The 23,570-nt window shown below is 66.5% G+C and carries 24 protein-coding genes; 15 read left to right on the top strand and 9 right to left on the bottom strand.

Going from position 1 to position 23,570, the window contains the following annotated elements; genetic code table 11:
• Nucleotides 1-53: 53 nt before the first annotated feature.
• From gloA to RT282_RS08315, 3 genes are read right to left on the bottom strand one after another with little or no spacing between them, the layout of a single operon-like run.
• The gene (gene gloA / locus RT282_RS08305; RefSeq protein ID WP_313313162.1) at nt 54-470 is read right to left on the bottom strand and encodes a lactoylglutathione lyase; all 417 of its coding nucleotides are present in this window, start codon (nt 468-470) and stop codon (nt 54-56) included.
• 19 nt (nt 471-489) lie between these two features.
• Nucleotides 490-1,287 carry an SDR family oxidoreductase gene (locus RT282_RS08310; RefSeq protein ID WP_313313164.1) on the bottom strand — a complete coding sequence of 266 codons (798 nt, stop codon included), beginning with the start codon at nt 1,285-1,287 and terminating at the stop codon, nt 490-492.
• Between the two features lie 35 nt (nt 1,288-1,322).
• Nucleotides 1,323-1,700 (bottom strand): hypothetical protein, encoded by a 378-nt coding sequence (locus tag RT282_RS08315; RefSeq protein ID WP_313313166.1) that lies wholly within the window; start codon nt 1,698-1,700, stop codon nt 1,323-1,325.
• 67 nt (nt 1,701-1,767) lie between these two features.
• Between RT282_RS08315 and RT282_RS08320 the strand changes: the two genes are divergently transcribed.
• The 12 genes from RT282_RS08320 to ligD all read left to right on the top strand — a co-directional run bounded on the left by RT282_RS08320 (nt 1,768) and on the right by ligD (nt 11,123).
• A complete protein-coding gene (locus RT282_RS08320) occupies nt 1,768-2,094 on the top strand; it encodes a single-stranded DNA-binding protein (RefSeq protein WP_313313167.1) in 327 nt (108 codons plus the stop codon).
• A gap of 5 nt (nt 2,095-2,099) precedes the next feature.
• Entirely contained in the window at nt 2,100-2,294 is a 195-nt protein-coding gene (locus tag RT282_RS08325; RefSeq protein WP_313313168.1) for a hypothetical protein, read from the top strand.
• Nucleotides 2,295-2,450 carry a hypothetical protein gene (locus RT282_RS08330; RefSeq protein WP_313313169.1) on the top strand — a complete coding sequence of 52 codons (156 nt, stop codon included), beginning with the start codon at nt 2,295-2,297 and terminating at the stop codon, nt 2,448-2,450.
• 2 nt (nt 2,451-2,452) lie between these two features.
• Nucleotides 2,453-3,403 carry a hypothetical protein gene (locus RT282_RS08335; RefSeq protein ID WP_313313171.1) on the top strand — a complete coding sequence of 317 codons (951 nt, stop codon included), beginning with the start codon at nt 2,453-2,455 and terminating at the stop codon, nt 3,401-3,403.
• Between the two features lie 87 nt (nt 3,404-3,490).
• Nucleotides 3,491-3,691, top strand: a complete 201-nt coding sequence (locus RT282_RS08340) for a major capsid protein (RefSeq protein WP_313313172.1) — start codon at nt 3,491-3,493, stop codon at nt 3,689-3,691.
• A gap of 3 nt (nt 3,692-3,694) precedes the next feature.
• Nucleotides 3,695-3,835, top strand: coding sequence for a hypothetical protein (locus RT282_RS08345; protein ID WP_313313174.1), 141 nt, complete (start codon nt 3,695-3,697; stop codon nt 3,833-3,835).
• Nucleotides 3,820-4,167 (top strand): hypothetical protein, encoded by a 348-nt coding sequence (locus tag RT282_RS08350; protein WP_313313175.1) that lies wholly within the window; start codon nt 3,820-3,822, stop codon nt 4,165-4,167. Before RT282_RS08345 ends, RT282_RS08350 begins: the two co-directional genes overlap by 16 nt.
• Nucleotides 4,168-4,413: 246 nt before the next feature.
• A complete protein-coding gene (locus tag RT282_RS08355; RefSeq protein WP_313313177.1) occupies nt 4,414-5,547 on the top strand; it encodes an IgG-binding virulence factor TspB family protein in 1,134 nt (377 codons plus the stop codon).
• A complete protein-coding gene (locus RT282_RS08360; RefSeq protein WP_313313179.1) occupies nt 5,548-5,847 on the top strand; it encodes a DUF2523 domain-containing protein in 300 nt (99 codons plus the stop codon).
• Nucleotides 5,844-7,034 (top strand): zonular occludens toxin domain-containing protein, encoded by a 1,191-nt coding sequence (locus tag RT282_RS08365; protein ID WP_313313180.1) that lies wholly within the window; start codon nt 5,844-5,846, stop codon nt 7,032-7,034. The genes RT282_RS08360 and RT282_RS08365 overlap by 4 nt, the downstream gene beginning before the upstream one ends.
• A 618-nt stretch (nt 7,035-7,652) precedes the next feature.
• Nucleotides 7,653-8,585 (top strand): Ku protein, encoded by a 933-nt coding sequence (locus RT282_RS08370; RefSeq protein WP_313313182.1) that lies wholly within the window; start codon nt 7,653-7,655, stop codon nt 8,583-8,585.
• A 21-nt stretch (nt 8,586-8,606) separates the two neighbouring features.
• Nucleotides 8,607-11,123: a DNA ligase D gene (gene ligD, locus RT282_RS08375; protein ID WP_313313183.1), complete on the top strand. Its 2,517-nt coding sequence runs from the start codon at nt 8,607-8,609 to the stop codon at nt 11,121-11,123.
• Here the strand turns inward: ligD and bioB are convergent.
• The 6 genes from bioB to scpA all read right to left on the bottom strand — a co-directional run bounded on the left by bioB (nt 11,086) and on the right by scpA (nt 19,790).
• Complete coding sequence (gene bioB / locus RT282_RS08380; RefSeq protein WP_313313184.1) at nt 11,086-12,099, bottom strand: biotin synthase BioB; 1,014 nt, start codon at nt 12,097-12,099, stop codon at nt 11,086-11,088. The two genes, ligD and bioB, sit on opposite strands and share 38 nt — an antisense overlap.
• Before the next feature lie 327 nt (nt 12,100-12,426).
• Complete coding sequence (locus RT282_RS08385) at nt 12,427-12,897, bottom strand: VOC family protein (RefSeq protein WP_313313185.1); 471 nt, start codon at nt 12,895-12,897, stop codon at nt 12,427-12,429.
• Nucleotides 12,898-12,955: 58 nt separating this feature from the next.
• The gene (locus RT282_RS08390) at nt 12,956-15,004 is read right to left on the bottom strand and encodes an acetyl/propionyl/methylcrotonyl-CoA carboxylase subunit alpha (RefSeq protein ID WP_313313186.1); all 2,049 of its coding nucleotides are present in this window, start codon (nt 15,002-15,004) and stop codon (nt 12,956-12,958) included.
• 42 nt (nt 15,005-15,046) lie between these two features.
• Nucleotides 15,047-16,579 (bottom strand): acyl-CoA carboxylase subunit beta, encoded by a 1,533-nt coding sequence (locus RT282_RS08395; protein WP_312302953.1) that lies wholly within the window; start codon nt 16,577-16,579, stop codon nt 15,047-15,049.
• Nucleotides 16,580-16,605: 26 nt separating this feature from the next.
• Nucleotides 16,606-17,634: a methylmalonyl Co-A mutase-associated GTPase MeaB gene (gene meaB, locus RT282_RS08400; RefSeq protein ID WP_313313188.1), complete on the bottom strand. Its 1,029-nt coding sequence runs from the start codon at nt 17,632-17,634 to the stop codon at nt 16,606-16,608.
• Nucleotides 17,631-19,790 carry a methylmalonyl-CoA mutase gene (gene scpA, locus RT282_RS08405; RefSeq protein ID WP_313313190.1) on the bottom strand — a complete coding sequence of 720 codons (2,160 nt, stop codon included), beginning with the start codon at nt 19,788-19,790 and terminating at the stop codon, nt 17,631-17,633. The genes meaB and scpA overlap by 4 nt, the downstream gene beginning before the upstream one ends.
• A gap of 128 nt (nt 19,791-19,918) precedes the next feature.
• Here scpA and RT282_RS08410 point away from each other — a divergent pair, with 128 nt between their 5' ends.
• The 3 genes from RT282_RS08410 (at nt 19,919) to dusA (ending at nt 23,566) form a co-directional block, all read left to right on the top strand.
• Nucleotides 19,919-20,554 carry a GntR family transcriptional regulator gene (locus RT282_RS08410; protein WP_313313191.1) on the top strand — a complete coding sequence of 212 codons (636 nt, stop codon included), beginning with the start codon at nt 19,919-19,921 and terminating at the stop codon, nt 20,552-20,554.
• Nucleotides 20,555-20,642: 88 nt separating this feature from the next.
• The gene (locus tag RT282_RS08415; protein ID WP_313313192.1) at nt 20,643-22,472 is read left to right on the top strand and encodes a long-chain fatty acid--CoA ligase; all 1,830 of its coding nucleotides are present in this window, start codon (nt 20,643-20,645) and stop codon (nt 22,470-22,472) included.
• Nucleotides 22,473-22,555: 83 nt separating this feature from the next.
• Nucleotides 22,556-23,566: a tRNA dihydrouridine(20/20a) synthase DusA gene (dusA, locus tag RT282_RS08420; RefSeq protein WP_313313194.1), complete on the top strand. Its 1,011-nt coding sequence runs from the start codon at nt 22,556-22,558 to the stop codon at nt 23,564-23,566.
• Nucleotides 23,567-23,570 lie beyond the last annotated feature (4 nt).

Raw genomic sequence — 23,570 nt, forward strand, 5'->3', positions numbered from 1 at the left:
CTTGTCCATCAAGCGCTGGATGCTACTGAAATGATAGTGAAACGGAGAGGACTTCAGCGCAGGCCGGCGCCGGCGCCGGTATCGCTCTTGCGCTCGATCAGCTCGATCTTGTAGCCGTCTGGGTCCGTCACGAAGGCGATCACCGTCGTGCCGCCCTTGACGGGGCCGGGCTCGCGCGTGATGTTGCCGCCGGCCGCGCGGATGCGCTCGCAGGCAGCATAGGCATCGGGCACGCCCAGGGCGATGTGGCCGTAGCCGGTGCCCATGTCGTAGCTCTCGGTGCCCCAGTTGTAGGTCAGCTCGATCTCGGCCTGGCCAGGGTTGCCGCCGTCGAAGCCCAGGAAGGCCAGCGAGTACTTGTACTCGGGGTTTTCGGACGTGCGCAGCAGTTGCATGCCCAGCACCTGGGTGTAGAAGTCGATGGAGCGCTGGAGGTTGCCCACGCGCAGCATGGTGTGAAGGAATCGCATGGCGGCGATTATCGGCCGCTCACACCGGCACCGTGTAATTCAGCGTCATACGCCCGCCGTCCACGGTGACGATCTCCCCAGTCACGTAGCTGGCCGCGTCGCTGGCCAGCCAGGCCACCACGTCGGCGATCTCGGCCGGCTCGCCCAGGCGCTTCATGGGCGTGCGGCTCAGGATGCGGGCGCGCGCGTCGTCGCTGGTGAGCACGGCCTGGGCCGCCAGCTCGGTGGCGATGGTGCCGGGCGCTACGGCGTTCACGCGGATGCCCCGGTCGGCCAGCGCCAGCGCCATGACCCGCGTGAGCTGGTTCACGCCGCCCTTGCTGACGTTGTAGCTGGCGATGCTGGGAATCGCCAGCACGCCGTTGACCGAACTCATGTTCACAATGCTGCCGCCGCCCGAATCGGCCATGGCACGGGCCACGCGCTGGCCCATGAGGAACGAGCCCTTGAGATTGACGCGCAGCACGGCGTCGAAATCTTCCTCGCTCACGTCCAGGAAGTCGCAGGCGCGGAAGATGCCGGCGTTGTTGATCAGCACGTCGATGCGCCCATGCGCCGCCAGCACCTGGGCCACGGCCTCGTCGACCTGGGCTTTATCGCCCACGTCGCAGTGCACGAACATCCCGCCCAGCTCCCGCGCCAGCGCCTGGCCGCGCCTGTCGTCCACGTCGGCGATGACGACGCGGGCGTCCTCCCGCGCAAAGCGCCGGGCGCAGGCTTCGCCAATGCCTTGCGCGCCGCCAGTGACCAGGCAGACGCGGCCGGCGTGGCCGAAGTGGATGGGCTGGGTGGGAGGGACAGGTCTTTGGGAGGTCATGGAGGCATGGTAGCGGTCCTGCGTCGAGGTTCGCTCTAATGATTTGTATTAAATACGATGTATAGCGCGTCAACTTTCGTTGCTATCGTTTTGGTAGCGGATATTGAGTCTCCGCTGTAGAAAAAAACCGACATTGCCGCCACGCCAGCGGCTAGGGCCTTTCCCAAAATCTGCCGCAGTACAGGGCCTTTCTCTGTTCCCTGGTTGCGCTCTATTACCGCGTCAATCACTGCTTGCCGTGCATCCTCGCCGGCAATGTCTGCCAGCTCTGCGGCAATTTCAGGGGTTACGGCCCTCTCTCCTGACCTCATCAGCGAAACGGCAGCCCTGCTAATTTTCAGGCGCCGCGATAGCGCAGCATCACCCCCGCATATTTTCGATGCCTTGTCAATAAGCGAAAGTGCGTATTTCATGTTTACACCTAGTTAACACAGACTCCGGTTCGTTTACGGTTTGTAAACGCATCCCATCGGAGTAACCATGATCAAAGTTTCCGTAACGTCGACGGAAGTCCGCAACCAAAGCGGCAACGCCAAAGCCACTGGCAAGGCCTATTCCCTGAACTTCCAGACGGTCTGGATGCACACCTACGACCGCAGCGGCAAGCCCAACCCGTACCCGGAAAAAGTCGAGATCATCCTGGACAAAAACGAGCAGGGCGCCGCGCTGTTCTACCCCGTCGGAGATTACACCCTCGCGCCCGAAAGCGTGTACGTCAACCGTAACGGCGATCTGACACTGTCCCCCCGGCTTGTGCCCCTCAAGCCCGCCGCCGTCGCCGCCCCCGCAGCCTCCCGCGCTGCCTGACGGCCATGCAAGAAGCCATGCACGCCGCGCGCCTCGTCGCCGTGCACTCGGCGCTGCTGGCCCTGCTGGACGAACAGCAGGGCGAGCACCCCCGCACCCTGGACGCCATCACCGTCACGCTGTCGCGTGATCCCGAGATTGGCGGCCTGGATGTGGTCTACATGGCGGGCGGAATGCCTGTGGCCGGGGAGGGCGCCTAAGTGTCCGCCCAGGCCGAACGCCTCTACGCCCTCAAGCTCGGATTGGCCGAGCTGCTGGAGCGCCCCCACCGTCACCCCGACTACCTGCGCCGCGTTGACTTGGCAGACGCCAAGCTGCGCGCGTGGGCTGGCCATGTCATCGGCTGGGGTTGCTGACCATGCGCGGCACGCCCACCCCCGCAGCAGCCGGCGCAGCGCGCCGCGCGCAGGCCGTTGAGTGGCTGCGCGCGCGCTCTACCGAGCGCACCGCGCGAGAAGCCGCAGCGCGAAGCGCGAAGGCTGGGCTTGTCTCAGTATCAACAACTTGCACGACCGCCCCGGCGGTCGTTGCTTGGGCGGAAAACGTCATTGAGATTGACCGCCACGCCAGCCGCGTAACCCGCCTGCGTAAGTCCCTGGGCGTTGCCGCCAAAGCCCTGCACAACGCCGGCCCGCGCAACCAACAGGTCTGGATGCAGACCCTCACCTATCGCGGCGACAACAGCGCTTGGCGCCCCGAGCACATCAGCCGGTATCTGGACGGCCTGCGCCGCTGGCACTACGCCCGCACCGGCTCCAAAACCGTCCGCTACGCCTGGGTGGCCGAGCTTCAGCAGCGCGGCGTCATTCACTACCACGTTGTGATTTGGCTGGCCGGTGGCCTGACCCCGCCCAAGCCCGATACCGCATGGCGCCGCACCGACCGCCGCGGCCTCGTGCACGTTGAGCCGCCCATGTGGCCGCACGGCATGAGCAACCGCCTGAAGGCCCGCGCCCCCGTCGCCTACCTCATGAAATACGCCTCCAAGGTGGAGAGCAAAACCGTTGGGAGCTATCCGCATGGTGCACGCATTCATGGCTGTGGAGGCCTGGACGATGTTGGCCGCAGCTGCCGCCGCTGGGTTCTGTGGCCTGCGTATGTGCAGGGCAATGCTTCGGTCTGCGAGCGCTGGCGACCTGCGCCGGGAGGCGGCTATCGAAATGACGAAACGGGCGAGCTTCTGCTCTCTGAGTTCGCACCAACAGGCGCTGGTTTTCGCAGCTTTATCCGAGTGCGGCACACGCCGCGCCGCGTTGATCCATCCGGGCCGTTCTCGTGGCTTGGAGACCGTCCCCATGTCCCCGCGTGATTCCAGCCGCCAGGGTGCCACCGCTGTGAAGCGCCGTGCCCTGCCGGGTGCAATCCCGCACCGGTCATAACCTCGAAAGGAACTGAAATGACCAAGTCTGTGAAGGCCCGTCTGGCCCTGATCCCCGCCGCCCTGGCTGCAACCGCTGGCAGCGCCTACGCCGCCGTGCCGGCCAACGTGCAAACCGCCCTCGATGACCTGAGCGCCGACGCGCTGACCGTGGCCGGCATCGTGTTGGCCGCTGTCGTGGCCGTGTACGCCTTCAAGTTCATTCGCAAGGGCCTGTAAGGCATGCCCGCCATAGCGCCGCTGCTGGCCGAAATGGGCCTCAATGCGGCCATCGTGTCGGCTGCGGTGCTATCGGCGCGCGTGGCGCTGTTCGCGGTGCGCTTCATGCGCTCCGCAGGGATAGGCCCATGGCGTTCCAAGTAGGCGCCGCCTGCTACGGCACCGCCACGCAGGCGGCCCAGGCTGCGGCATCGTCGCAGCTCGGCGCTGTTGTTCAGCATGGCGGCTCGGCCCATGTGGTTGAGCTGGCCGCGCTGTCTGACAGCGGCATTTCCTACGCGCTCCGTCCAGTGGGCGGCGGCGCTCCTATTACCGTCACGGCGGCCTATCAGGCCCAGCCGTGCAACCTGCTCGGCGTTGAAGACGGGCTGTCCCTCGGGTGGTCAGTCGCTGGCGTCTGGCTCGCCGTCTATGCGGTCGTGTTCATTGCCCGCACCGTCTGGCACGTAGGGGATAAAGACGATGGCAACACCTGAATTCTTCGCCGCGTTCGTCGGCGTCCTGGGGGCAGCATGGCTGATCTGCGGGCGCTGGTAGTCGCCGCTCTGGCCATCCTGTGCGGTGCTGCTCATGCTGGCTATGCATACCCCGCTGACCCTGCCGGGTTTTCTCGCACTGGCGGCGGGTACGGGTATGCCACATCCGCTAACGATAGCTGGTTCGGTCGAACCGTTCATCAGCCCAATGGGCTTAGGGTTCCGGTCCCTGGCCGGCTAGTAACAATGCCGGTTTCCTACCGTCTTGCTGCAAATGCCCCCCGCGTTGCTGCTGGCGTAATATTCGCCAATCCCGCTTTAAGGGCTGCATTAGGTATTGCTACTTGGTTGGGCGTTGCGAATTATGTTTGGGATGAAGTCGAAAAGGTCTGGCGACAAGTGGCCGAGCAGGGGGAGCAATATGAGTTTTATTGGACGTATAACGGCAATAGCTATCCCTCTGCTGATGCTGCATGTAGAGCTGCACATGCAGCCCTCGTGACTAATACCGATGCTTATCCGTTTCTTCGCGCTGAGATAGTCTCGGAGAATAGTGCTAACTGTCTTCACGGTTATAAGAACTATCCCAATTGGGCTCCGCAGAATTTTGGTAACGTTAGCAGGGAAAGGGCCAGTACTGGTCAAAGCTGTCCAGCAGGATGGCAGGCCACACCTGCCGGTTGCTTAAGTCCAGCAGTTCAACAGCCTCAATTTGAGGATGGATTATCAGGTACGCCCATGCCGGAATCCGTTCCTAGCGAGCTACCATATCCGACGCCTTTACCCGTTGAGCCGACGCCCGGCCCTTGGGTAAATCCCGAGCCCGGGCCTTCTCCGTCGCATCGCCCCAGGTTTATCCCAATGGGTGACCCATTGCCTAACCCGGATTACAACCCTAACGGCGAGCCATCGCCGCAAAATCAGCCGTACATAAGGCCCGGAATTCGTATTAATCCCTCGCCAGAACCAGATAACCCCTGGCGTGTCGATTTGGAGCCCGTTAATCGCCCATCGAATAATAATGACCCGTCCCAAGGTGAAGAAAACGAACCAGGCGAAAACGACAAGCCAAAGCCCGAAGATCAGCAATCCCTCTGCGAAAAACACCCGGATATTGTCGCCTGCCAAAAACTCGGCACCTTGACCCCGACGCCACTGCAACAAAGCACGGTTCCTCTTGCAATCAACCGCGAGGAGGGTTTCGGCCCTGCTAACGGTAGTTGTCCCGCTCCAAAGGAATTCGTCATCATGGGAAAGCAAATGGCTTTCCGATGGGACTTGCTTTGCGACTTCGCAACCGGCATCCGCCCGATACTGATTGGCTTCGCCTACCTGTCCGCCGTCCTGGCGTTCATGGGCCTCACCCGAAGGGGGGATTAAATGGAAGGCATCGCCGAATGGCTCGCCAAAATCTCTTGGCCCCTGGTGTCGCGCGTCCTCGTGGCCCTGGGCTTCGGTTACACCACGTATGAAGGGGCCGATACGGCCCTGTCTGGCGCCCTGAATGCAGCCAAAGGTGCATTCACCGGATTGCTGCCCGAAGTTCTCCAGCTCTTGGCAATGTCCGGCTTCTTCGAAGCCATGGCCATCACCAGCGGGGGAATCGTTTCTGGTCTCGCCTGGATGGTGATGAAGCGCTTCGCGCTGCAGACGACGGGCGGGGCAGGGCAGGCGACATGATCACGCTGATCACTGGCGCCCCCGGCACCGGCAAGAGCGCCGCCCTTGTCGCCATGCTCGAAGAGTTGGGGCAGGGCAGGCAGCTCTACGTGAACGGTATTCCCGAGCTCGCGATACCCCATGAGGTGCTTGACGAGCCCGAGCGCTGGCCCGAAGTGGTGCCTGATGGCGCCGTCATCATCATTGACGAGGTGCAACGTGTGTGGCGGCCCCGTGGCCCCGGCCAGAAGGTGCCCGACCACGTTGCAGCCCTGGAAACCCACCGTCACCGTGGCCTGGATGTCTACGTCATCACCCAGGGGCCCAACCTCGTCGATTCCAACGTCCGCGCCCTCGTCGGCCGTCACGTGCACCTGCGCGACCTGGGCATCCTGGGCCGCTGGTGGTACGAGTGGCCCGAGTGCGCCGACAACTGCCGCACCGGCTGGAAAAACGCCCCGATCAAGAAGCGCTACCGGCTCCCGAAGCGCGTTTTTGCCAAGTACAAAAGCGCCTCCATGCACGTCAAGCCTGTGCGCTCCGTGCCATGGATGCTGGTGGTCATGGTTGCGGCCCTGGGCCTTACCGGCTTCCTAGGCTGGAAAGCCTGGAAGATGATTCAGGCCAAGGTGGCGCCTGCGGCCTCCGTGGCCGCTGCGCCCGCGCCAGCGGTGCCTCCTGTGCCGGCAGCAGCGCCGCCTCAGGCCCCGCCAGCGACTGCGCCCGTGGTCGTCGGCGGCCCGCCTGATGAGCGCGTTGATTTCGCCCCGCGCCTGTCGGATCGTCCCTGGACGGCGCCGGCTTATGACCACCTGCGGCATGTCGTGCACATGCCCACCATCGCCGGCGCGCTGTGCATTCGGGGTGAATGCACGTGCTTCGCGGGCGATGGCTCGCGGCTGCCCGAGGTGGGGGACAAGGCTTGCCGCGACTGGATGCAGTCGCGCCCCTTCAATCCCTACGTGCTGCCGCCGCCGCCGTCTACCGCTCGCGCCGCTTCGCCCGTCGATACTGGCGCGGCTGGTAGTCCGTCGACCGGGGATCAAACCGCGCCTGTTCCCGCTGTGACCGCAACCGTAGTGCCGTTGCCGGCCGGTGTCTCGAACCCCATAGCCGACGCAGCGCCGCCCAGGCTATGGCCCCCAGGATCACCAGCGCTGCCGCTGCGATCCACGGATGCAGCGCCATCCATTCCGCCATTGCTTTGACCATGGCCGGAGTGTAGGGGTATGGGGCATCGCCCCATGTGGCCGCTGTCCCGCGCAGCGTGCCCCATGCCAGGGGGGCATCAGGCCGCCAGCGCGCCCGCAGTGGCTATGCCAGCGGCAATCAGGTCATCGGGAGGATTCGCGCGGCACGCCCAGGCGCCGTGCCTGCCGCGTAGCGCCAGGATCAGGCAACAGCTGTCGTCCGCTCGTGCTTGAGAAACAATGCGCGCAGCGCCTCGGCGGTCTGGCGAGCAGTCAAGGGCAAGCGCCGGCGCAGTGGCTGGCTGGCTGTACGCAAGCGCAGCGCGGACGGCCAGCCAGCCACAGCGAATAGCGCCCGCAGCACAGCGCCAACCGTAGTAGATACGATGTATATTATGTTAAATATTTGAGACCTAAGCATTCTGATCAGCGCTTCAGCAGTGCCTTCGTCTGGAATCGTCCTACGGTCTCTGGGATATTGCCGCGCTAACTTGCCGCGCATGGGCAGACCCGATCCGACCATCAGCGGCCGGGCCTCGTCTCGATTCGTGACGCGGAGGATTCACCATGGCAGCCAGGGCTGGTGCAGGTACAGCGATAAGCAAGGAGGCGGCGAAAGGCCGCGTGCCGCGCTCTATGTGGAAAGGCGCCATCAGCTTCGGCCTGGTCAACATTCCCGTGGCGCTGTACTCGGCCACCCGCAGCAGCGGCATCGACTTCGACTGGCTGGACCGCCGCACCATGGACCCAGTGGGCTACAAGCGTGTGAACAAGAAGACCGGCAAAGAGGTCGCGTCCCAAGACATCGTGCGTGGTGTCGAGTACGGGCATGACCGCTATGTGGTGCTGACCGACGACGAGATCGAATCGGCCTACCCGCGCACCACGCAGACCATCGAGCTGGAGGCCTTCGTCGACGCCGACGAGATCCCCTTCGTCTATCTGGAGCGCCCGTACTACATCGCTCCGGTCAAGCGCGGCGAAAAGGTGTATGCGCTGCTGCGCGAGGCGCTGCGCAAGAGCAACCGCGTGGCCGTGGCGCGGGTCGTCATCCACACCAAGCAGCACCTGGCGATGCTGATGCCCTGCGGGCGCTCGCTGGTGCTGAACCTGATGCGCTGGGGCGGCGAGGTGCGCTCGTCCGACGAGCTGAATCTGCCGCCCGCCGGCGAGAAGGCCGCAGGCCTGCGCGAGGCCGAGATGAAGATGGCACTGCAGCTCGTCGATGACATGACGCAGAAGTGGGACGCGGACCAGTTCCGCAATTCCTTTTCGGAGGAAATCCGCAAGCTGGTCGAGACCAAGGCGCGCGAGGGCGAGGTCGAGGTGGTAGAGGAAGAAGCGTTGCAGGCCGACGATGCCGAATCCAACGTGGTCGACCTGACCCGCCTGCTGCGCCGCAGCCTGCAGGGCCGCCACAAGGAGGCGCCTGAAGAGGAGACGGCGAAGCCGCCTCGCAAGGCCGCCTCAGGCAAATCCCCTGCCCCGTCCAAGACGGGTGCGCGCCGGGCCGCCGCGGGCAAGAAAGCCACCGCCGCATCATCGCGCGCCAAGCGCAAGGCGGCCTGACCATGCAGGCCCAGTGTTGCTATGGCCCGGCGTAAGGACGATCCGCTGTCCACCTACCGGCAAAAGCGCGACTTCACCATCACGCCCGAGCCGCAGGAGGGTGGCACGCCCAGCCATGGCACCCTGCGCTTCGTCGTGCAAAAGCACTGGGCGACGCGGCTGCACTATGACTTTCGCCTGGAACTGGGCGGCACCATGAAAAGCTGGGCCGTGCCCAAGGGCCCCAGCTACGACTCGGCGGACAAGCGCATGGCGGTGCAGGTAGAAGACCACCCGATCTCCTACAACACCTTCGAGGGCGAGATCCCCAAGGGGCAGTACGGTGGTGGGCGCGTCATCGTCTGGGACAAGGGCACGTGGGAACCCCTGGACGAGCCCGAGCAAGGCCTGCGCAGCGGCAAACTCAAATTCGTCCTGCACGGCCACAAGCTGCAGGGGCGCTGGACGCTGGTACGCATGGGCGGCCGGGGCGGCAACAAGCCCGCTTGGCTGCTCATCAAGGAACGCGATGGGCTGGAGCGGGCCGCTTCTGACTACAGCGTGGTGGATGCGTTGCCCGACAGCGTCGGCTCCTTGCCCGATGTGCACGGCCAGCCAGTGCGGGCATTCCCCAAGCCCGCTTCACGCCGCGCAGCGAAGCTCTCCGCCCTGCCCGACTTCATCGCACCGCAGTTGGCCACGCTGGTGGATCAACCCCCTACGCCACGTGCGGACTGGCTGTACGAACTGAAGTTCGACGGCTATCGCATTCTGGCGCGCATTGATGGCCAGGACGTGAAGCTGCTCACCCGCGCCGGCAAGGACTGGACGGCCCGCATGCCACACCTGGCGCAGGCCATCGCGCATCTGGGATTGGCGTCTGCCTGGCTCGACGGCGAGATCGTGGTGCAGGACGGCCATGGCGTGCCGGACTTCCAGGCGCTGCAGAACGCCTTCGACGCCAAGGGAGCGGCCGAGGTCGTCTATTACGCGTTCGACCTGCTCTTCCTGGACGGCCGGGATCTGCGCGCACTGCCACTGGTGCAGCGGCGCGCAGCCCTGGAGCAGGCACTGGCACAGGCCGACGAGCACCACGTGCGCCTGAGCGAAGCGTTCGACGCGCCCGCAGCCCAGCTCTTCGCATCGTCCTGCAAGCTGGGCTTTGAAGGGGTGATCGGCAAGCGCCGCGATGCGCCCTACGTGTCCGCGCGATCTGCGGATTGGGTCAAGCTCAAGTGCGGCCAGCGGCAGGAGTTCGTTATCGTCGGCTACACCGATCCCAAGGGCACCCGCACCGGCCTGGGCTCGCTGCTGCTGGGCGTGCACGATGAGGAAACCGGCGCGCTGCGCTATGCCGGCAACGTAGGCACGGGGTTCACCCGCCAGTCCCTGCAGGAGTTGGCCACCCGGCTGCAGGTGCTGGAGGTTCCCGAGCCGCCCTTCGCGCACCGCACCCATGTCGCCGGCCGCCCGCACTGGGTGCGGCCCGAGCTGATGGCCGAGGTGGCCTTCGCCGGCTGGACGCGCGACAGGCGCGTGCGCCATGCGGTGTTCCATGGTCTGCGCGAGGACAAGCCCGCCGCCGCCATCGTGCCCGAGCGCCCTGCTCCGCAGCCCACACACGCCGCGGCATCCGGCTCAAGCAAACCTGCGCGCGCCGGCAGGGGCGCAGAGCAGGTGGGCGAGCTGCGCGTCACCCACCCCAGCCGCGTCATCGACCCCTCGACGGGCGCCACCAAACTCGACCTGGTGCGCTACTACGCGCAGGTGGCGCCTTTGATGATGGAGCATCTGGCGCAGCGCCCGGTGTCGGTGGTGCGCACCCCGGCCGGCGTGCAGGGGTCCCGCATCTTCCAGCGGCACCTCTACAAGGGCGCCCTCCCCGGCCTGCGCGAGCTGGATCCGCGCCTCTATGAGGGCCATCCGCCGCTGCTGGAGGTGCCCGACGCCGCGGGCCTGGCCCAGGCAGCGCAGATGAACGTGGTGGAGCTGCACACCTGGAACGCCCGCCGAGACCGCATCGACCGGCCCGACCGCCTGGCCTTCGACCTGGACCCGGGCGAGGGCGTGGCCTGGGAACAGGTGCTGGAAGGCGCCGAACTGGTGCGGGTGCTGCTGGAGGAGCTGGGTCTGCCCGCCTTTCTGAAAACCAGCGGCGGCAAGGGCTTGCATGTGATCACGCCCATCAAGCGGCTGCACGACTGGGACACGGTGCGCGAGTTCTCGCAAGCGGTGGTGCAGCACCTGGCGCGCACGCTGCCGCAGCGCTTTGTGGCCAAGGCCGGGCCGCGCAACCGTGTGGGCCGCATCTTTGTGGACTGGCTGCGCAACGGCTTTGGCGCCACCACGGTGAGCGCGTGGTCGGTGCGGGCGCGGCCCGGCTTGGGCATCTCAGTGCCATTGCGCTGGGACGAGCTGCAGGGCCTGCAGAGCAGCGCCCACTGGCACCTGGGCAACATCGACGCGCGCCTGCCCGAGGGCAACGCGCCCTGGCGCGGCTACGCCAAGGCCGCTGTGTCCCTCACACCTGCAAGGCGGATGCTGCAGGATGGGCGTTGAGGCCCAGCCGGGCCAGCAGCCGCGCGTCGTCCTGCGCCTCGGGATTGCCCGTCACCAGCAGCTTGTCGCCGTAGAAGATGGAATTGGCACCGGCCAGAAAGCACAGCGCCTGCACGGCCTCGCCCATCTGCTGACGGCCTGCCGACAGGCGGACGCGGGCGCGCGGCATGGTGATGCGGGCCGCGGCAATGACGCGCACAAAGTCCAGCGGATCCACCGCCTCGCTGTCCGCCAGCGGCGTGCCGGGCACGCGCACCAGGCTGTTGATGGGCACGGACTCCGGGTACGGATCGAGGTTGGCCAGCTGCGCGATCAGCCCGGCGCGGTGCACCGGCGCCTCACCCATGCCGATGATGCCGCCGGCGCAGACCTTGATGCCGGCTGCGCGCACGTGGGCCAGGGTGTCCAGCCGGTCCTGGTATTGGCGGGTGCTGACCACGTCCTGGTAGTACTCGGGGGCGGTGTCCAGGTTGTGGTTGTAATAGTCCAGGCCGGCGTCCCTGAGTGCCTCGGCCTGCTGCGGCGCCAGCATGCCCAGCGTGGCGCAGGTCTGCAGGCCCAGGCCCTTCACGGCGGCAATCAGCGCGGCCATTTTCTCGATGTCGCGGTCCTTGGGCGCGCGCCAGGCGGCGCCCATGCAAAAGCGCGTGGCGCCAGCATCCTTGGCAGCCTGGGCGGCGGCCGTGACCTCGGCCACGTCCATCAGCTTGTGCGCCTGCACCCCGGTGTCGAAGGCAGCGGCCTGGGGGCAGTAGCCGCAGTTTTCCGGGCAGCCGCCGGTTTTCACCGACAGCAGCGTGGCCAGTTCCACGTCGCCGGCCGGCCAGTGCTGGCGATGCACGGTCTGTGCGCGCCACAGCAGCTCCATGAAGGGTAGATCCAACAGGGACTGCACGGCGTCAACGCTCCAGCGTGTGCCGGACGGCGTCTGCGAAGGGCTGACGGGAGGAATGAATTGCAGGGTGGCAGTGGTCATGGCCGGCAATTCTGGCCATTTGCACATGCTGAATGAAAGGGCTGATTGTGAAAAAGGCAGGACGGATTTCCTGTCGTCAAAAGATGGCTTTTCCAGTTATTTTTGCCGGCACTAGGCAGCTGTTGGCGACAAAAAGAAGGTTTTTCCGGCAACTTATTGGCGACTTGCCATTCGCACTCAGCAACCACGGCTGCAGCGCCGAACAGTCCTCATCAGCCTTCAATTCGCTTTTAACTTGGGCGACGAAACCAGGGCAGGCTGCTTGGGATGGACGAAAAAAAAGCCCAGGTCGAAGACCTGGGCCTTGTGGATTGCAACGGCTGAAATTCAGCCCAGCGTGGCGATCACCTCCGGCGGCGCCTGCACCAGCTCGATCAACACGCCTTCGCCCGCAATCGGAAACTCCTCGTTGCTCTTGGGATGCAGGAAGGTGATGTCATACCCCGCTGCGCCCTTGCGGATGCCGCCCGGCGCGAAGCGCACACCCTTGGCAGTGAGCCACTCCACCGCCTTCGGCAGATCGTCGATCCACAGGCCGATGTGGTTGAGCGGCGTGGTGTGCACGGCCGGCTTCTTGTCGATGTCCAGCGGCTGCATCAGGTCCACCTCGACCTTGTGGGCACCCTGCCCCATGGTCAGGATGTCCTCGTCCACGTTCTCGCGCTCGCTGGTGAAGCTGCCGGTCTGCTCCAGGCCCAGCATGTCCACCCATAGCCGCCGCATGGCCGTCTTGTCGGGGCCCCCGATGGCCACCTGCTGGATGCCCAGCACCTTGAAGGGGCGTGTCTCGACGTTCACTGGTTACTCCTTATTTGATAGCTGCCAGCGCTTGCCTGGCAAGCGCTGGAGGCCGATTTCATTCAAATTCCAGGATCACCTGGTCCACGCTGAGTGACTCGCCCTTGCCGGCCACGATCTTGCCGACCACGCCGTCCTGCGCGGCAAACAGCACGTTCTCCATCTTCATCGCTTCGATGACGGCCAGGCGCTCGCCCGCCTGCACCTTCTGGCCGGGCTCCACGGCCACCTGCACCAGCAGGCCCGGCATGGGCGAGAGCAGGAACTTGGACAGGTCCGGCGGCGCCTTGTACGGCATCAGCTCGTACAGCTGCGCGCCCAGGGGCGACAGCACCAGCGCCTCGACCTGCGTGCCGTTGTGCGCGATGCGCAGCGCCAGCGGGTTCTTGCCCGCGCCGCGTTCGACCTGCGCCGTGAAGCCCTGGCCATTGCAGGCGCCCTGCACGCGGATCTGCCCCAGCGTGGCGGTGCTGCTGATGCGGTAGTCCTTGCCGCCCACGTGCACCACGCTGGCGCCGGACTGGGTGTCGAAATCCGTCACCGACACCGGATGCTGCACGTTCTGGCCCTCGTGGCCTAGGGTGACGACGACGAACTCCTCGCCCACCTTCACGCCATGGCCGGCCAGCTGGCCGCTGATGCCCGAGGCGCGGGCGCGGTAGCGCCGGTGCATGAAAGCGGCCAGCGCCACCAGGAAATCTGGGTCGTCGTGCGGCACGTCCTCGGCGGAGAAGCCATGGGCGTAGTGCTCGGCGATGAAGCCGGTGTTGAACTGGCCGTTGACGAATTTGGGGTGCGCCAGCAGCGCCGCCTGGAAGGGAATGTTGCTGGAGATGCCGCGGATCACGAAGCCGTTGAGCGCGGCGCGCATCTTCTGGATGGCGTCGTCGCGGTCCTGGCCGTGCACGATGAGCTTGGCGATCATCGAGTCGTAGTACATCGGGATCTCGCCGCCCTCGTACACGCCCGTGTCCACGCGCACGCCCCAGCGCTTGTCCGTGTCGGCCTGGAACATCGTCTCCTCGGGCGGGGCGAAGCGCACCAGCCGGCCGGTGGAGGGCAGGAAGTTGCGGAACGGGTCCTCGGCGTTGATGCGGCACTCCATGGCCCAGCCCTCGCGCTTGACGTCGGCCTGGCTCAAAGGCAGCTTCTCGCCCGCGGCAACGCGGATCATCAGTTCCACCAGGTCCAGGCCGGTGATGCACTCGGTCACCGGGTGCTCCACCTGCAGGCGGGTGTTCATTTCGAGGAAGTAGAAGTCCTGGTCCTTGCCGACCACGAACTCCACCGTGCCGGCGGATTGGTACTTGACCGCCTTGGCCAGCGCCACGGCCTGCTCGCCCATGGCCTTGCGCGTGGCGTCGCTGATGAAGGGGCTTGGTGCCTCTTCAATGACCTTCTGGTGGCGGCGCTGGATGGAGCATTCGCGCTCGTTCAGGTAGATCACGTTGCCGTGGCTGTCGCCCAGCACCTGGATCTCGATGTGGCGCGGCTCCTGCACGAACTTCTCTATGAACACGCGGTCGTCGCCGAAGCTGTTGCGCGCCTCGTTCTGGCAACTGGCAAAGCCCTCGTACGCCTCCTTGTCGTTGAAGGCCACGCGCAGGCCCTTGCCGCCGCCGCCGGCGCTGGCCTTGATCATCACCGGGTAGCCGATGCCCTTGGCGATCTCCACGGCCTGCTCGGGTCCGGAGATCGCGTCGTTGTAGCCGGGGATGGTGTTGACCTTGGCCTCGTTGGCCAGCTTCTTGGATGCGATCTTGTCGCCCATCGCGGCAATCGAATGCGCCTTGGGGCCGATGAAGGCAATGCCCTCATCCTCGCAGCGCTGGGCGAAGGCTTCGTTTTCCGACAGGAAACCATAGCCGGGGTGGATGGCCTGCGCGCCGGTCTGCTTGGCGGCCTCGATGATCTTGTCGGCCAGCAGGTAGGACTCGCGGCTGGGCGCGGCGCCGATGCGCACGGCCTCGTCGGCCAGCTTGACGTGGCGGGCTTCCTTGTCGGTGTCGGAGTAGACGGCGACGGTGGCAATGCCCATCTTTTTCGCCGTGGCGATCACGCGGCAGGCAATTTCGCCGCGGTTGGCAATCAGGATTTTGGTGAACATGGTTGGGTGAACTCCGGTTGCTCGTTCTTGTTCTTCTGGTGCTTACAGCGGAATGTTCCCGTGCTTGCGCCACGGGTTCTCGAGTTTCTTCTCGCGCAGCATGACCAGGCTGCGGCAGATGCGCTTGCGCGTCTCGTGCGGCAGGATCACGTCGTCGATGAAGCCGCGCGCGCCGGCCACGAACGGGTTGGCAAAGCGCTCCTTGTATTCGGCTTCGCGGGCGGCCAGCTTCACGGGGTCGTTCTTGTCCTCGCGGAAGATGATCTCCACAGCGCCCTTGGCGCCCATCACGGCGATCTCGGCGTTGGGCCAGGCCAGGTTCACGTCGCCGCGCAGGTGCTTGGAGCTCATCACGTCGTACGCGCCGCCATAGGCCTTGCGGGTGATGACGGTGATCTTCGGCACCGTGCACTCGGCGTAGGCAAAGAGCAGCTTGGCGCCGTGCTTGATGATGCCGCCGTACTCCTGCGACGTACCGGGCATGAAGCCGGGCACGTCCACGAAGGTGACCACGGGGATGTTGAAGGCGTCGCAAAAACGCACGAAGCGCGCGGCCTTGATGCTGCTCTTGATGTCCAGGCAGCCGGCCAGCACCAGCGGCTGGTTGGCGACGATGCCCACGGTCTGCCCTTCCATGCGGGCGAAGCCGATGATGATGTTCTTGGCGTAGTCGGGCTGCAGCTCGAAGAAGTCGCCGTCGTCCACCGTCTTGACGATCAGCTCCTTCATGTCGTACGGCTGGTTGGGATTGGCCGGCACCAGGGTGTCCAGGCTCATGTCGGCGCGGTCGGCCGGGTCGTTGCTCGGGCGCACGGGCGCCTTTTCGCGGTTGTTCAGCGGCAGGTAGTTGTACAGGCGGCGCAGCATCATCAGCGCCTCCACGTCGTTCTCGAAGGCCATGTCGGCCACGCCGCTCTTGGTGGTGTGGGTGATGGCGCCGCCCAGCTCCTCGGCCGTCACCTCCTCGTGCGTCACGGTCTTCACCACGTCCGGGCCGGTCACGAACATGTACGAGCTGTCCTTGACCATGAAGATGAAGTCCGTCATGGCCGGCGAATACACGGCGCCGCCGGCGCAGGGGCCCATGATCATGCTGATCTGCGGCACCACCCCGCTGGCCAGCACGTTGCGCTGGAACACGTCGGCGTAGCCGCCCAGGCTGGCCACGCCCTCCTGGATGCGCGCGCCGCCCGAGTCGTTCAGGCCGATGACCGGTGCGCCCACCTTCATGGCCTGGTCCATGACCTTGCAGATCTTCTCGGCGTGGGTTTCGCTCAGGGCGCCGCCGAAGACGGTGAAGTCCTGGCTGAAGACGAACACCAGGCGGCCGTTGATCATGCCGTAGCCCGTGACCACGCCGTCCCCGGGGATCTTGGTGCCCTCCATGCCGAAGTCGGTGCAGCGGTGCTCGACGAACATGTCCCATTCCTCGAACGTGCCGTCATCGAGCAGCAGCTCGATGCGCTCGCGCGCCGTCAGCTTGCCCTTCTTGTGCTGGGCGTCGATGCGCTTCTGGCCCCCGCCCAGGCGGGCGAGTTCGCGCTTTTTCTCCAGTTGGTCGAGGATGGTTTGCATGCTTGCTCTCTTCGGTTGAATGCTATTTAACTGATAGCTGCTTGCGCTTGCCCTGCCTGGGCTGCGAGCAGATTTCGTGCTGCTGTGCTGGCCGCGATGCGCCCCGCCGCCACGTCGGCCTGCAGGCCGGGCAGCAGCTGGCGCACCCGCGGGTGCGCGCGAAAGGCCTGTTTCAGGCCGGCGTCGATGCGCTCCCACATCCAGGCCAGCGCCTGGCGCTCGCGCCGCGCGGCCAGGCGGCCGTTGGCGGTCTGCTGCGCGCGAAAGTCGGTAACAGCGGCCCAGAACTCGTCCACTCCCTGGCTTTGCAGCGCGCTGATGGTGATGACCTTGGGCCGCCATACCAGCCCGGCCTTCCAGTCGTGGTCGGGATTGCCGTGCAGCATCAGCAGCCGCAGGCTGGAGGTGATCTGCGCCTGCGCGCGCATGGCGGCGTGCGGGTCGATGTCGGCCTTGTTGATGACCACCAGGTCGGCCAGCTCCATCACGCCCTTCTTGATGGCCTGCAGATCGTCGCCGGCGTTGGGTAGCTGCAGCACCACGAACATGTCCGTCATGCCCTGCACCGCGATCTCGCTCTGGCCCACGCCCACGGTTTCGACAATGACCACGTCGTAGCCTGCGGCCTCGCACACCAGCATGGATTCACGCGTCTTCTCGGCCACGCCGCCCAGCGTGCCGCTGGACGGGCTGGGGCGGATGTAGGCATCGGGGTGCACCGACAGGTGCTCCATGCGCGTCTTGTCGCCCAGGATGGCACCGCCCGAGACGGTGGACGACGGGTCAATGGCCAGCACCGCCACCTTCAGCCCCTGCGCGATCAGGTGCAGGCCCAGCGCCTCGATGAAGGTGCTCTTGCCCACGCCCGGCACGCCGCTGATGCCCAGCCGCAGGGCCCGCCCCGTGTGCGGCAGCAGCGCGGTGAGCAGCTCGTCGCCCTGCGCCCGGTGGTCGGCGCGGGTGGATTCGAGCAGCGTGATGGCCTTGGCGATGGCGCGGCGCTGTACGGCGCCGCTGCCCGCCACGATGCCCTGAAGCAGCACGTCAGGCGTCACGCCGTGGCCTTGCGGATCTGCTCCAGCACGTCCTTGGCGCTGGCCGGGATGGGCGTGCCGGGGCCGTAGATGCCCTTCACGCCGGCGCTGTACAGATAGTCGTAGTCCTGCTGGGGAATCACGCCGCCGACGAAGACGATGATGTCGTCGGCGCCCTGCTCCTTGAGCGATTCGATGATGGCCGGCACCAGCGTCTTGTGCCCGGCAGCCAGCGTGGAGACGCCCACGGCGTGCACGTCGTTCTCGATGGCCTGGCGGGCGCATTCTTCGGGCGTCTGGAAGAGCGGACCCATGTCCACGTCGAAGCCTAGGTCGGCGAAGGCCGTGGCCACCACCTTGGCACCGCGGTCGTGGCCGTCCTGGCCCAGCTTGGCGATCATCACGCGCGGGCGGCGGCCCTGCTGCTCGGCGAAGGAGTCGATCTCGCCCTTGAGTTTTTCCCAGCCCTCGGCCGAGTCATAAGCGGCTGCGTACACACCGGTCACCTTTTGCGTATCGGCGCGGTGGCGCCCAAAGACTTGCTCCAGCGCGTCGGACACCTCGCCCACCGTGGCGCGGGCGCGGACGGCCTGAATGGCCAGGTCCAGCAGGTTGCCCTGGCCCGACTCTGCTGCAGAAGTGAGAGCAGCCAGCGCTTGGCTGACGCGGGTTTGATCGCGTTTTTGCTTGATATCGTTCAGGCGCGCGATCTGGCTGTCGCGCACCTTGACGTTGTCCACCTCCAGGATGTCGACGGGGTCTTCCTTGGCCAGCTTGTACTTGTTCACGCCGACGATGACCTCCTTGCCGGAGTCGATGCGCGCCTGCTTCTCCGCGGCGGCCGCCTCGATCTTCAGCTTGGCCCAGCCCGAATCCACGGCGGCCGTCATGCCGCCCATGGCCTCGACCTCCTCGATGATCTTCCAGGCGGCGTCGGCCATGTCCTGGGTCAGCTTTTCCATCATGTAGGAGCCGGCCCAGGGGTCGATGACGTTGGTGATGTGGCTTTCTTCCTGAATGATCAGCTGGGTATTGCGCGCGATGCGGGCGGAAAACTCGGTGGGCAGGGCGATGGCCTCGTCCAGCGCGTTGGTGTGCAGGCTCTGCGTGCCGCCGAAGACGGCCGCCATGGCCTCGATGGTGGTGCGCACCACGTTGTTGTAGGGGTCCTGCTCGGTGAGCGACCAGCCGCTGGTCTGGCAGTGCGTGCGCAGCATCAGGCTCTTGGGCTTCTTGGCGTCAAAGCCTTTCATGATCCGGCACCACAGCAGGCGCGCGGCGCGCATCTTGGCGATCTCCAGGTAGAAGTTCATGCCGATGGCCCAGAAGAACGACAGCCGCCCGGCGAAGTCGTCCACGTCCATGCCCTTGGCAATCGCCGTCTTCACGTATTCCTTGCCGTCGGCCAGCGTGAAGGCCAGCTCCAGCGCCTGGTTGGCCCCTGCTTCCTGCATGTGGTAGCCCGAGATCGAGATCGAGTTGAACTTGGGCATGTTCTTGCTCGTGTACTCGATGATGTCGCCGATGATGCGCATCGACGGCTTCGGAGGGTAGATATAGGTGTTGCGGACCATGAACTCCTTGAGGATGTCGTTCTGGATGGTCCCCGAGAGCTGCTCCTGAGAAACGCCCTGCTCCTCGGCCGCCACCACGTAGCCGGCCAGCACCGGCAGCACGGCGCCGTTCATGGTCATTGAGACGGAGACCTTGTCCAGCGGAATGCCGTCGAACAGGATCTTCATGTCCTCCACGCTGTCGATCGCCACGCCGGCCTTGCCCACGTCGCCCGTCACGCGCGGGTGGTCGCTGTCATAGCCGCGGTGCGTGGCCAGGTCGAAGGCCACCGACACGCCCTGCCCGCCCGCGGCCAGGGCCTTGCGATAGAAGGCGTTGGATTCCTCGGCCGTCGAGAAGCCCGCGTACTGGCGGATGGTCCAGGGCCGCACGGCGTACATGGTGGCCTGCGGGCCGCGCAGGTAGGGCTCGAAGCCCGGCAGCGTGTTGGCGTAGGGCAGGCCGGCCGTGTCCTCGGCGGTGTACAGCGGCTTCACGGTGATGCCGTCCGGCGTGATCCAGTTCAGAGCCTGCACGTCGCCGCCCGGGGCGGACTTGGCGGCGGACTTGGCCCAATCCTGCAGGCTGGCGGGCGCGAATGAGGGTGCGGGAGGCTGGCTCATGGGGCGTGATGCTTTCGCAAAGGTAGCAATGGGGCGCGTGCCGGCTGTACCGCCGTTCGCAGATCACCAGAGTTTACCCGAACCATAATTATTAATTCTTAGTTTTTATGCGCTACATTTCGCGCACCATGTCCGCTGTCTCCCTCACTCCCCGCGCCCTGTACGAACAGGTGGCGGAGCAATTGCGCCAGCGCATCTTCCGGCGCGAACTGGAGCCGGGCAGCTGGATCGACGAGCTGAAGATCGCCGAGGAGTTCGGCATCAGCCGCACGCCCCTGCGCGAGGCGCTGAAGGTGCTGGCCGCCGAGGGCCTGGTGACCATGAAGGTGCGCCGCGGCGCCTACGTCACCGAGATGAGCGAAAAAGACCTGCGCGACGTCTACCACCTGCTGTCGCTGCTGGAGCGCGACGCCGCCGCCGCCGTGGCCGCCCATGCCACACCGGCGCAGCTGCGCGAGCTGGACGGCCTGCACGCCGAGCTGGCCGGCGCCACCGGCGACCGGGAACGCTTCTTTGCCATCAACGAGCGCATCCACATGCGCCTTCTGGAGATGGCCGACAACCGCTGGCGCAGCCAGGTGGTGACCGACCTGCGCAAGGTCATGAAGCTCAACCGCCACAACTCGCTGCTGCGCCAGGGCCGCATCGAAGAGTCGCTGGCCGAGCACGAGGCCCTCATGGCCGCCCTGCGTGCGCGCGACGTGCAGGGCACGGTGCAGGCCATGGAGCGGCACTTCGCCAACGGGCTGGAAGCCGCGGGCTGAAAAAAGGCTGGCCGAGGGCCGGTCGCTATCATTTCGGGTTTTCCCCAGTGCCGCCGGACGCCCATCCAGCGGCTTTTTCTTGCGCCACATGACTGCTTTTGCCCCCGACCTGAGCGCCGCCCGGACGCTGCCCGAACTGCTGGCCCTGCGCGTGCGCGCCACCCCTGAAGGCGAGGCCTACCGGCAGTGGGACGAGGCCGCCGGCCGGTGGCTCAGCGTGACCTGGGCGCAGGCCGGCGAGCGCGTGCAGCAGTGGAGCCGGGCAATCGCCGCCAGCGGCCTGCCCGCCGGCGCACGGGTCGCCATCCTGCTGCCCAACGGGCTGGACGCCATGAGCCTGGACCAGGCGCTGCTGGCCACCGGCTGCGTGCCCGTGCCGCTGCACGCCATCGACAACCCGGGCAGCATCGCCTACATCCTGGCCGACGCCGAGGTCTCCATGCTGGTGGTGGCCGAGCATGCGCAGTGGGAGCGCGTGCGCGCCACCGGCCAGGCTCTGCCGCACCTGCAGGGCGTGGTCGTCACCGAACCGCCCGCTGGCGGGCTGCCGGCCGCTGGCGACGGCGTGCCCGTCGCCGCCCTGGCCGACTGGCTGGCGCACGCCGCGCCTGGCACGCCCCTGCCACCGGCGCCGGCGCCTGAAGACCTTGCCGCCATCGTCTACACCAGCGGCACCACCGGCAAGCCCAAGGGCGTGATGCTGACCCACGCCAATGTGATGGCTGACGTGAACGCCGTGCTGGCGCGCATCGTCCCCACACCGCAGGACGTGTTTTTGTCCTTCCTGCCGCTGTCGCACACCTTCGAGCGCACGGCCGGCTACTACCTGGCGATGGCCGCCGGCAGCTGCGTGGCCTACGCCCGCTCGGTGGCGCTGCTGGCCGACGACCTGAAGCAGGTGCGCCCGACGGTGCTGGTGTCGGTGCCGCGCATCTACGAGCGCGTGCACGCCAAGGTGCTGGAAAAGCTGTCGGGCTCGCCCTGGAGGATGCAACTGTTCGAGGCCGCGCAGGCCGCGGGCTGGCGCCGCTTTTGCGCCGCCCAGGGCCTGCCGGCGCCGGTCGACGAAGGCGCGGGCGGCTGGGCGCGCGCCTTGCCCTGGCCGCTGCTGCGCGCCCTGGTGGCCGCGCCGCTGCTGGCGCAGTTCGGCGGGCGGCTGCGCGTGGCCGTGAGCGGGGGCGCGCCGCTGTCGCCGACCATCGCCCGCTGCTTCCTGGGCCTGGGCCTGCCGCTGGTGCAGGGCTACGGCATGACCGAGACCACGCCCGTGGTCAGCTGCAACACGCTGGACGACAACGATCCCTCCACCGTCGGCCGCGCCCTGCCGGGCGTTGAGGTGCGCATCGGCGACAACCGCGAGCTGCAGGTGCGCGGGCCCATCGTCATGAAGGGCTACTGGAAGCGGCCCGAGGACACGGCGCGCGTGCTGGATGCCAAAGGCTGGCTGTCCACCGGCGACCAGGCCGAGATCGTGCAGGGCCGCATCCGCATCCTGGGGCGCATCAAGGAAATCATCGTCACCTCCACTGGCGAGAAGGTGCCGCCGGCCGACCTGGAGCTGGCCATCACGGGCGACCCGCTGTTCGGCCAGGCCCTGGTGGTGGGCGAGAACCGCCCCTTCATTGCCGCCCTGGCCGTGGTCAACAACGACGAATGGCGCCAGCTGACCGGTCAGCTGGGCCTGGACGCGGACGCCCCCGAGAGCCTAGCTGACCCCCAGGTGCTGCGCGCCGCGCTGGCGCGCATCGAGCGCAGCGCCGCCGGCTTTGCGCGCTACGCCGTGCCGCGCGCCGTGCACCTGGTGCGCGAGCCGTGGACGATTGAAAACGGCTTCATGACCCCCACGCTCAAGCTCAAGCGCAACAATCTGGTGGCCCACTACGGCGCCGCCATCGAGGCCCTGTACGCCCGGCGCTGAGCGCGCTTACTCCTGATTTGATAGCTGCCAGCGCTTTACAAATAAGCGCTGGAGGCCAAAAACACCCATATTCCACGCCCACCGTGCAAGCCGCCTCTTCCTCCCCTGCCCCGGCGTTCTGGCGCATGTCCGTCGCGCCCATGATGGACTGGACGGACCGCCACTGCCGCTACCTGCACCGGCTGCTGAGCCGCCACGCCCTGCTCTACACCGAGATGGTGACCACCGGCGCGCTGATCCACGGCGACGTGGCGCGGCACCTGCGCTTTGACGCCGCCGAGCATCCCGTGGCGCTGCAGCTGGGCGGCAGCGAGCCGCAGGACTTGGCGCAGTGCGCGCGCCTGGCGCAGGACTGGGGCTATGACGAGGTCAACCTGAACTGCGGTTGCCCCAGCGAGCGCGTGCAGCGCGGCGCCTTCGGCGCCTGCCTGATGAACGAGCCGCAGCTGGTGGCCGACTGCGTCAAGGCCATGCGCGATGCGGTGCAGATCCCCGTCACCGTCAAGCACCGCATCGGCATCGACCGGGTGGAGGACTACGGCTTCGTGCGCGACTTCGTGGGCACGGTGGCCGAGGCCGGCTGCAGCGTATTCATCGCCCACGCCCGCAACGCCTGGCTCAAGGGCCTGAGCCCGAAGGAAAACCGCGAGATCCCGCCGCTGCGCTATGAGGTGGTGGCGCAGCTCAAGCGCGACTTTCCCCAGCTGACCATCGCCGTCAACGGCGGCTTCGCCAGCGACGAGGCGGTGCACGAGCAGCTGGCGCAGGTCGACGGCGTGATGGTCGGGCGCGAGGCCTACCACAACCCCTGGTGGCTGGCGCGCTGGGACGAGCAGTTCTTCGGCCAGCCCGCCAGCGCCCTGACGCGCGAGCAGGTCGAGGAAGACATGGTGGCCTACATGGAGCGCGAGGCCGCGCAGCATGGCACGCACTGGTACGCGATCGCGCGCCACATGCTGGGCCTGCGCGCCGGCCTGCCCGGGGCGCGCCGCTGGCGCCAGGTGTGGAGCGAGCACCGCCTGAAGGCCCTGCCGGCGCGCCAGGTCATGCAGCTGGCGCGCACCAAGCCCGGCGCGGCCGTCGCCGCCGGCTGACCGG

The sequence above is a fragment of the Pulveribacter sp. genome, from assembly GCF_032079985.1.
In the GTDB taxonomy this organism is placed as follows: domain Bacteria; phylum Pseudomonadota; class Gammaproteobacteria; order Burkholderiales; family Burkholderiaceae_C; genus Melaminivora.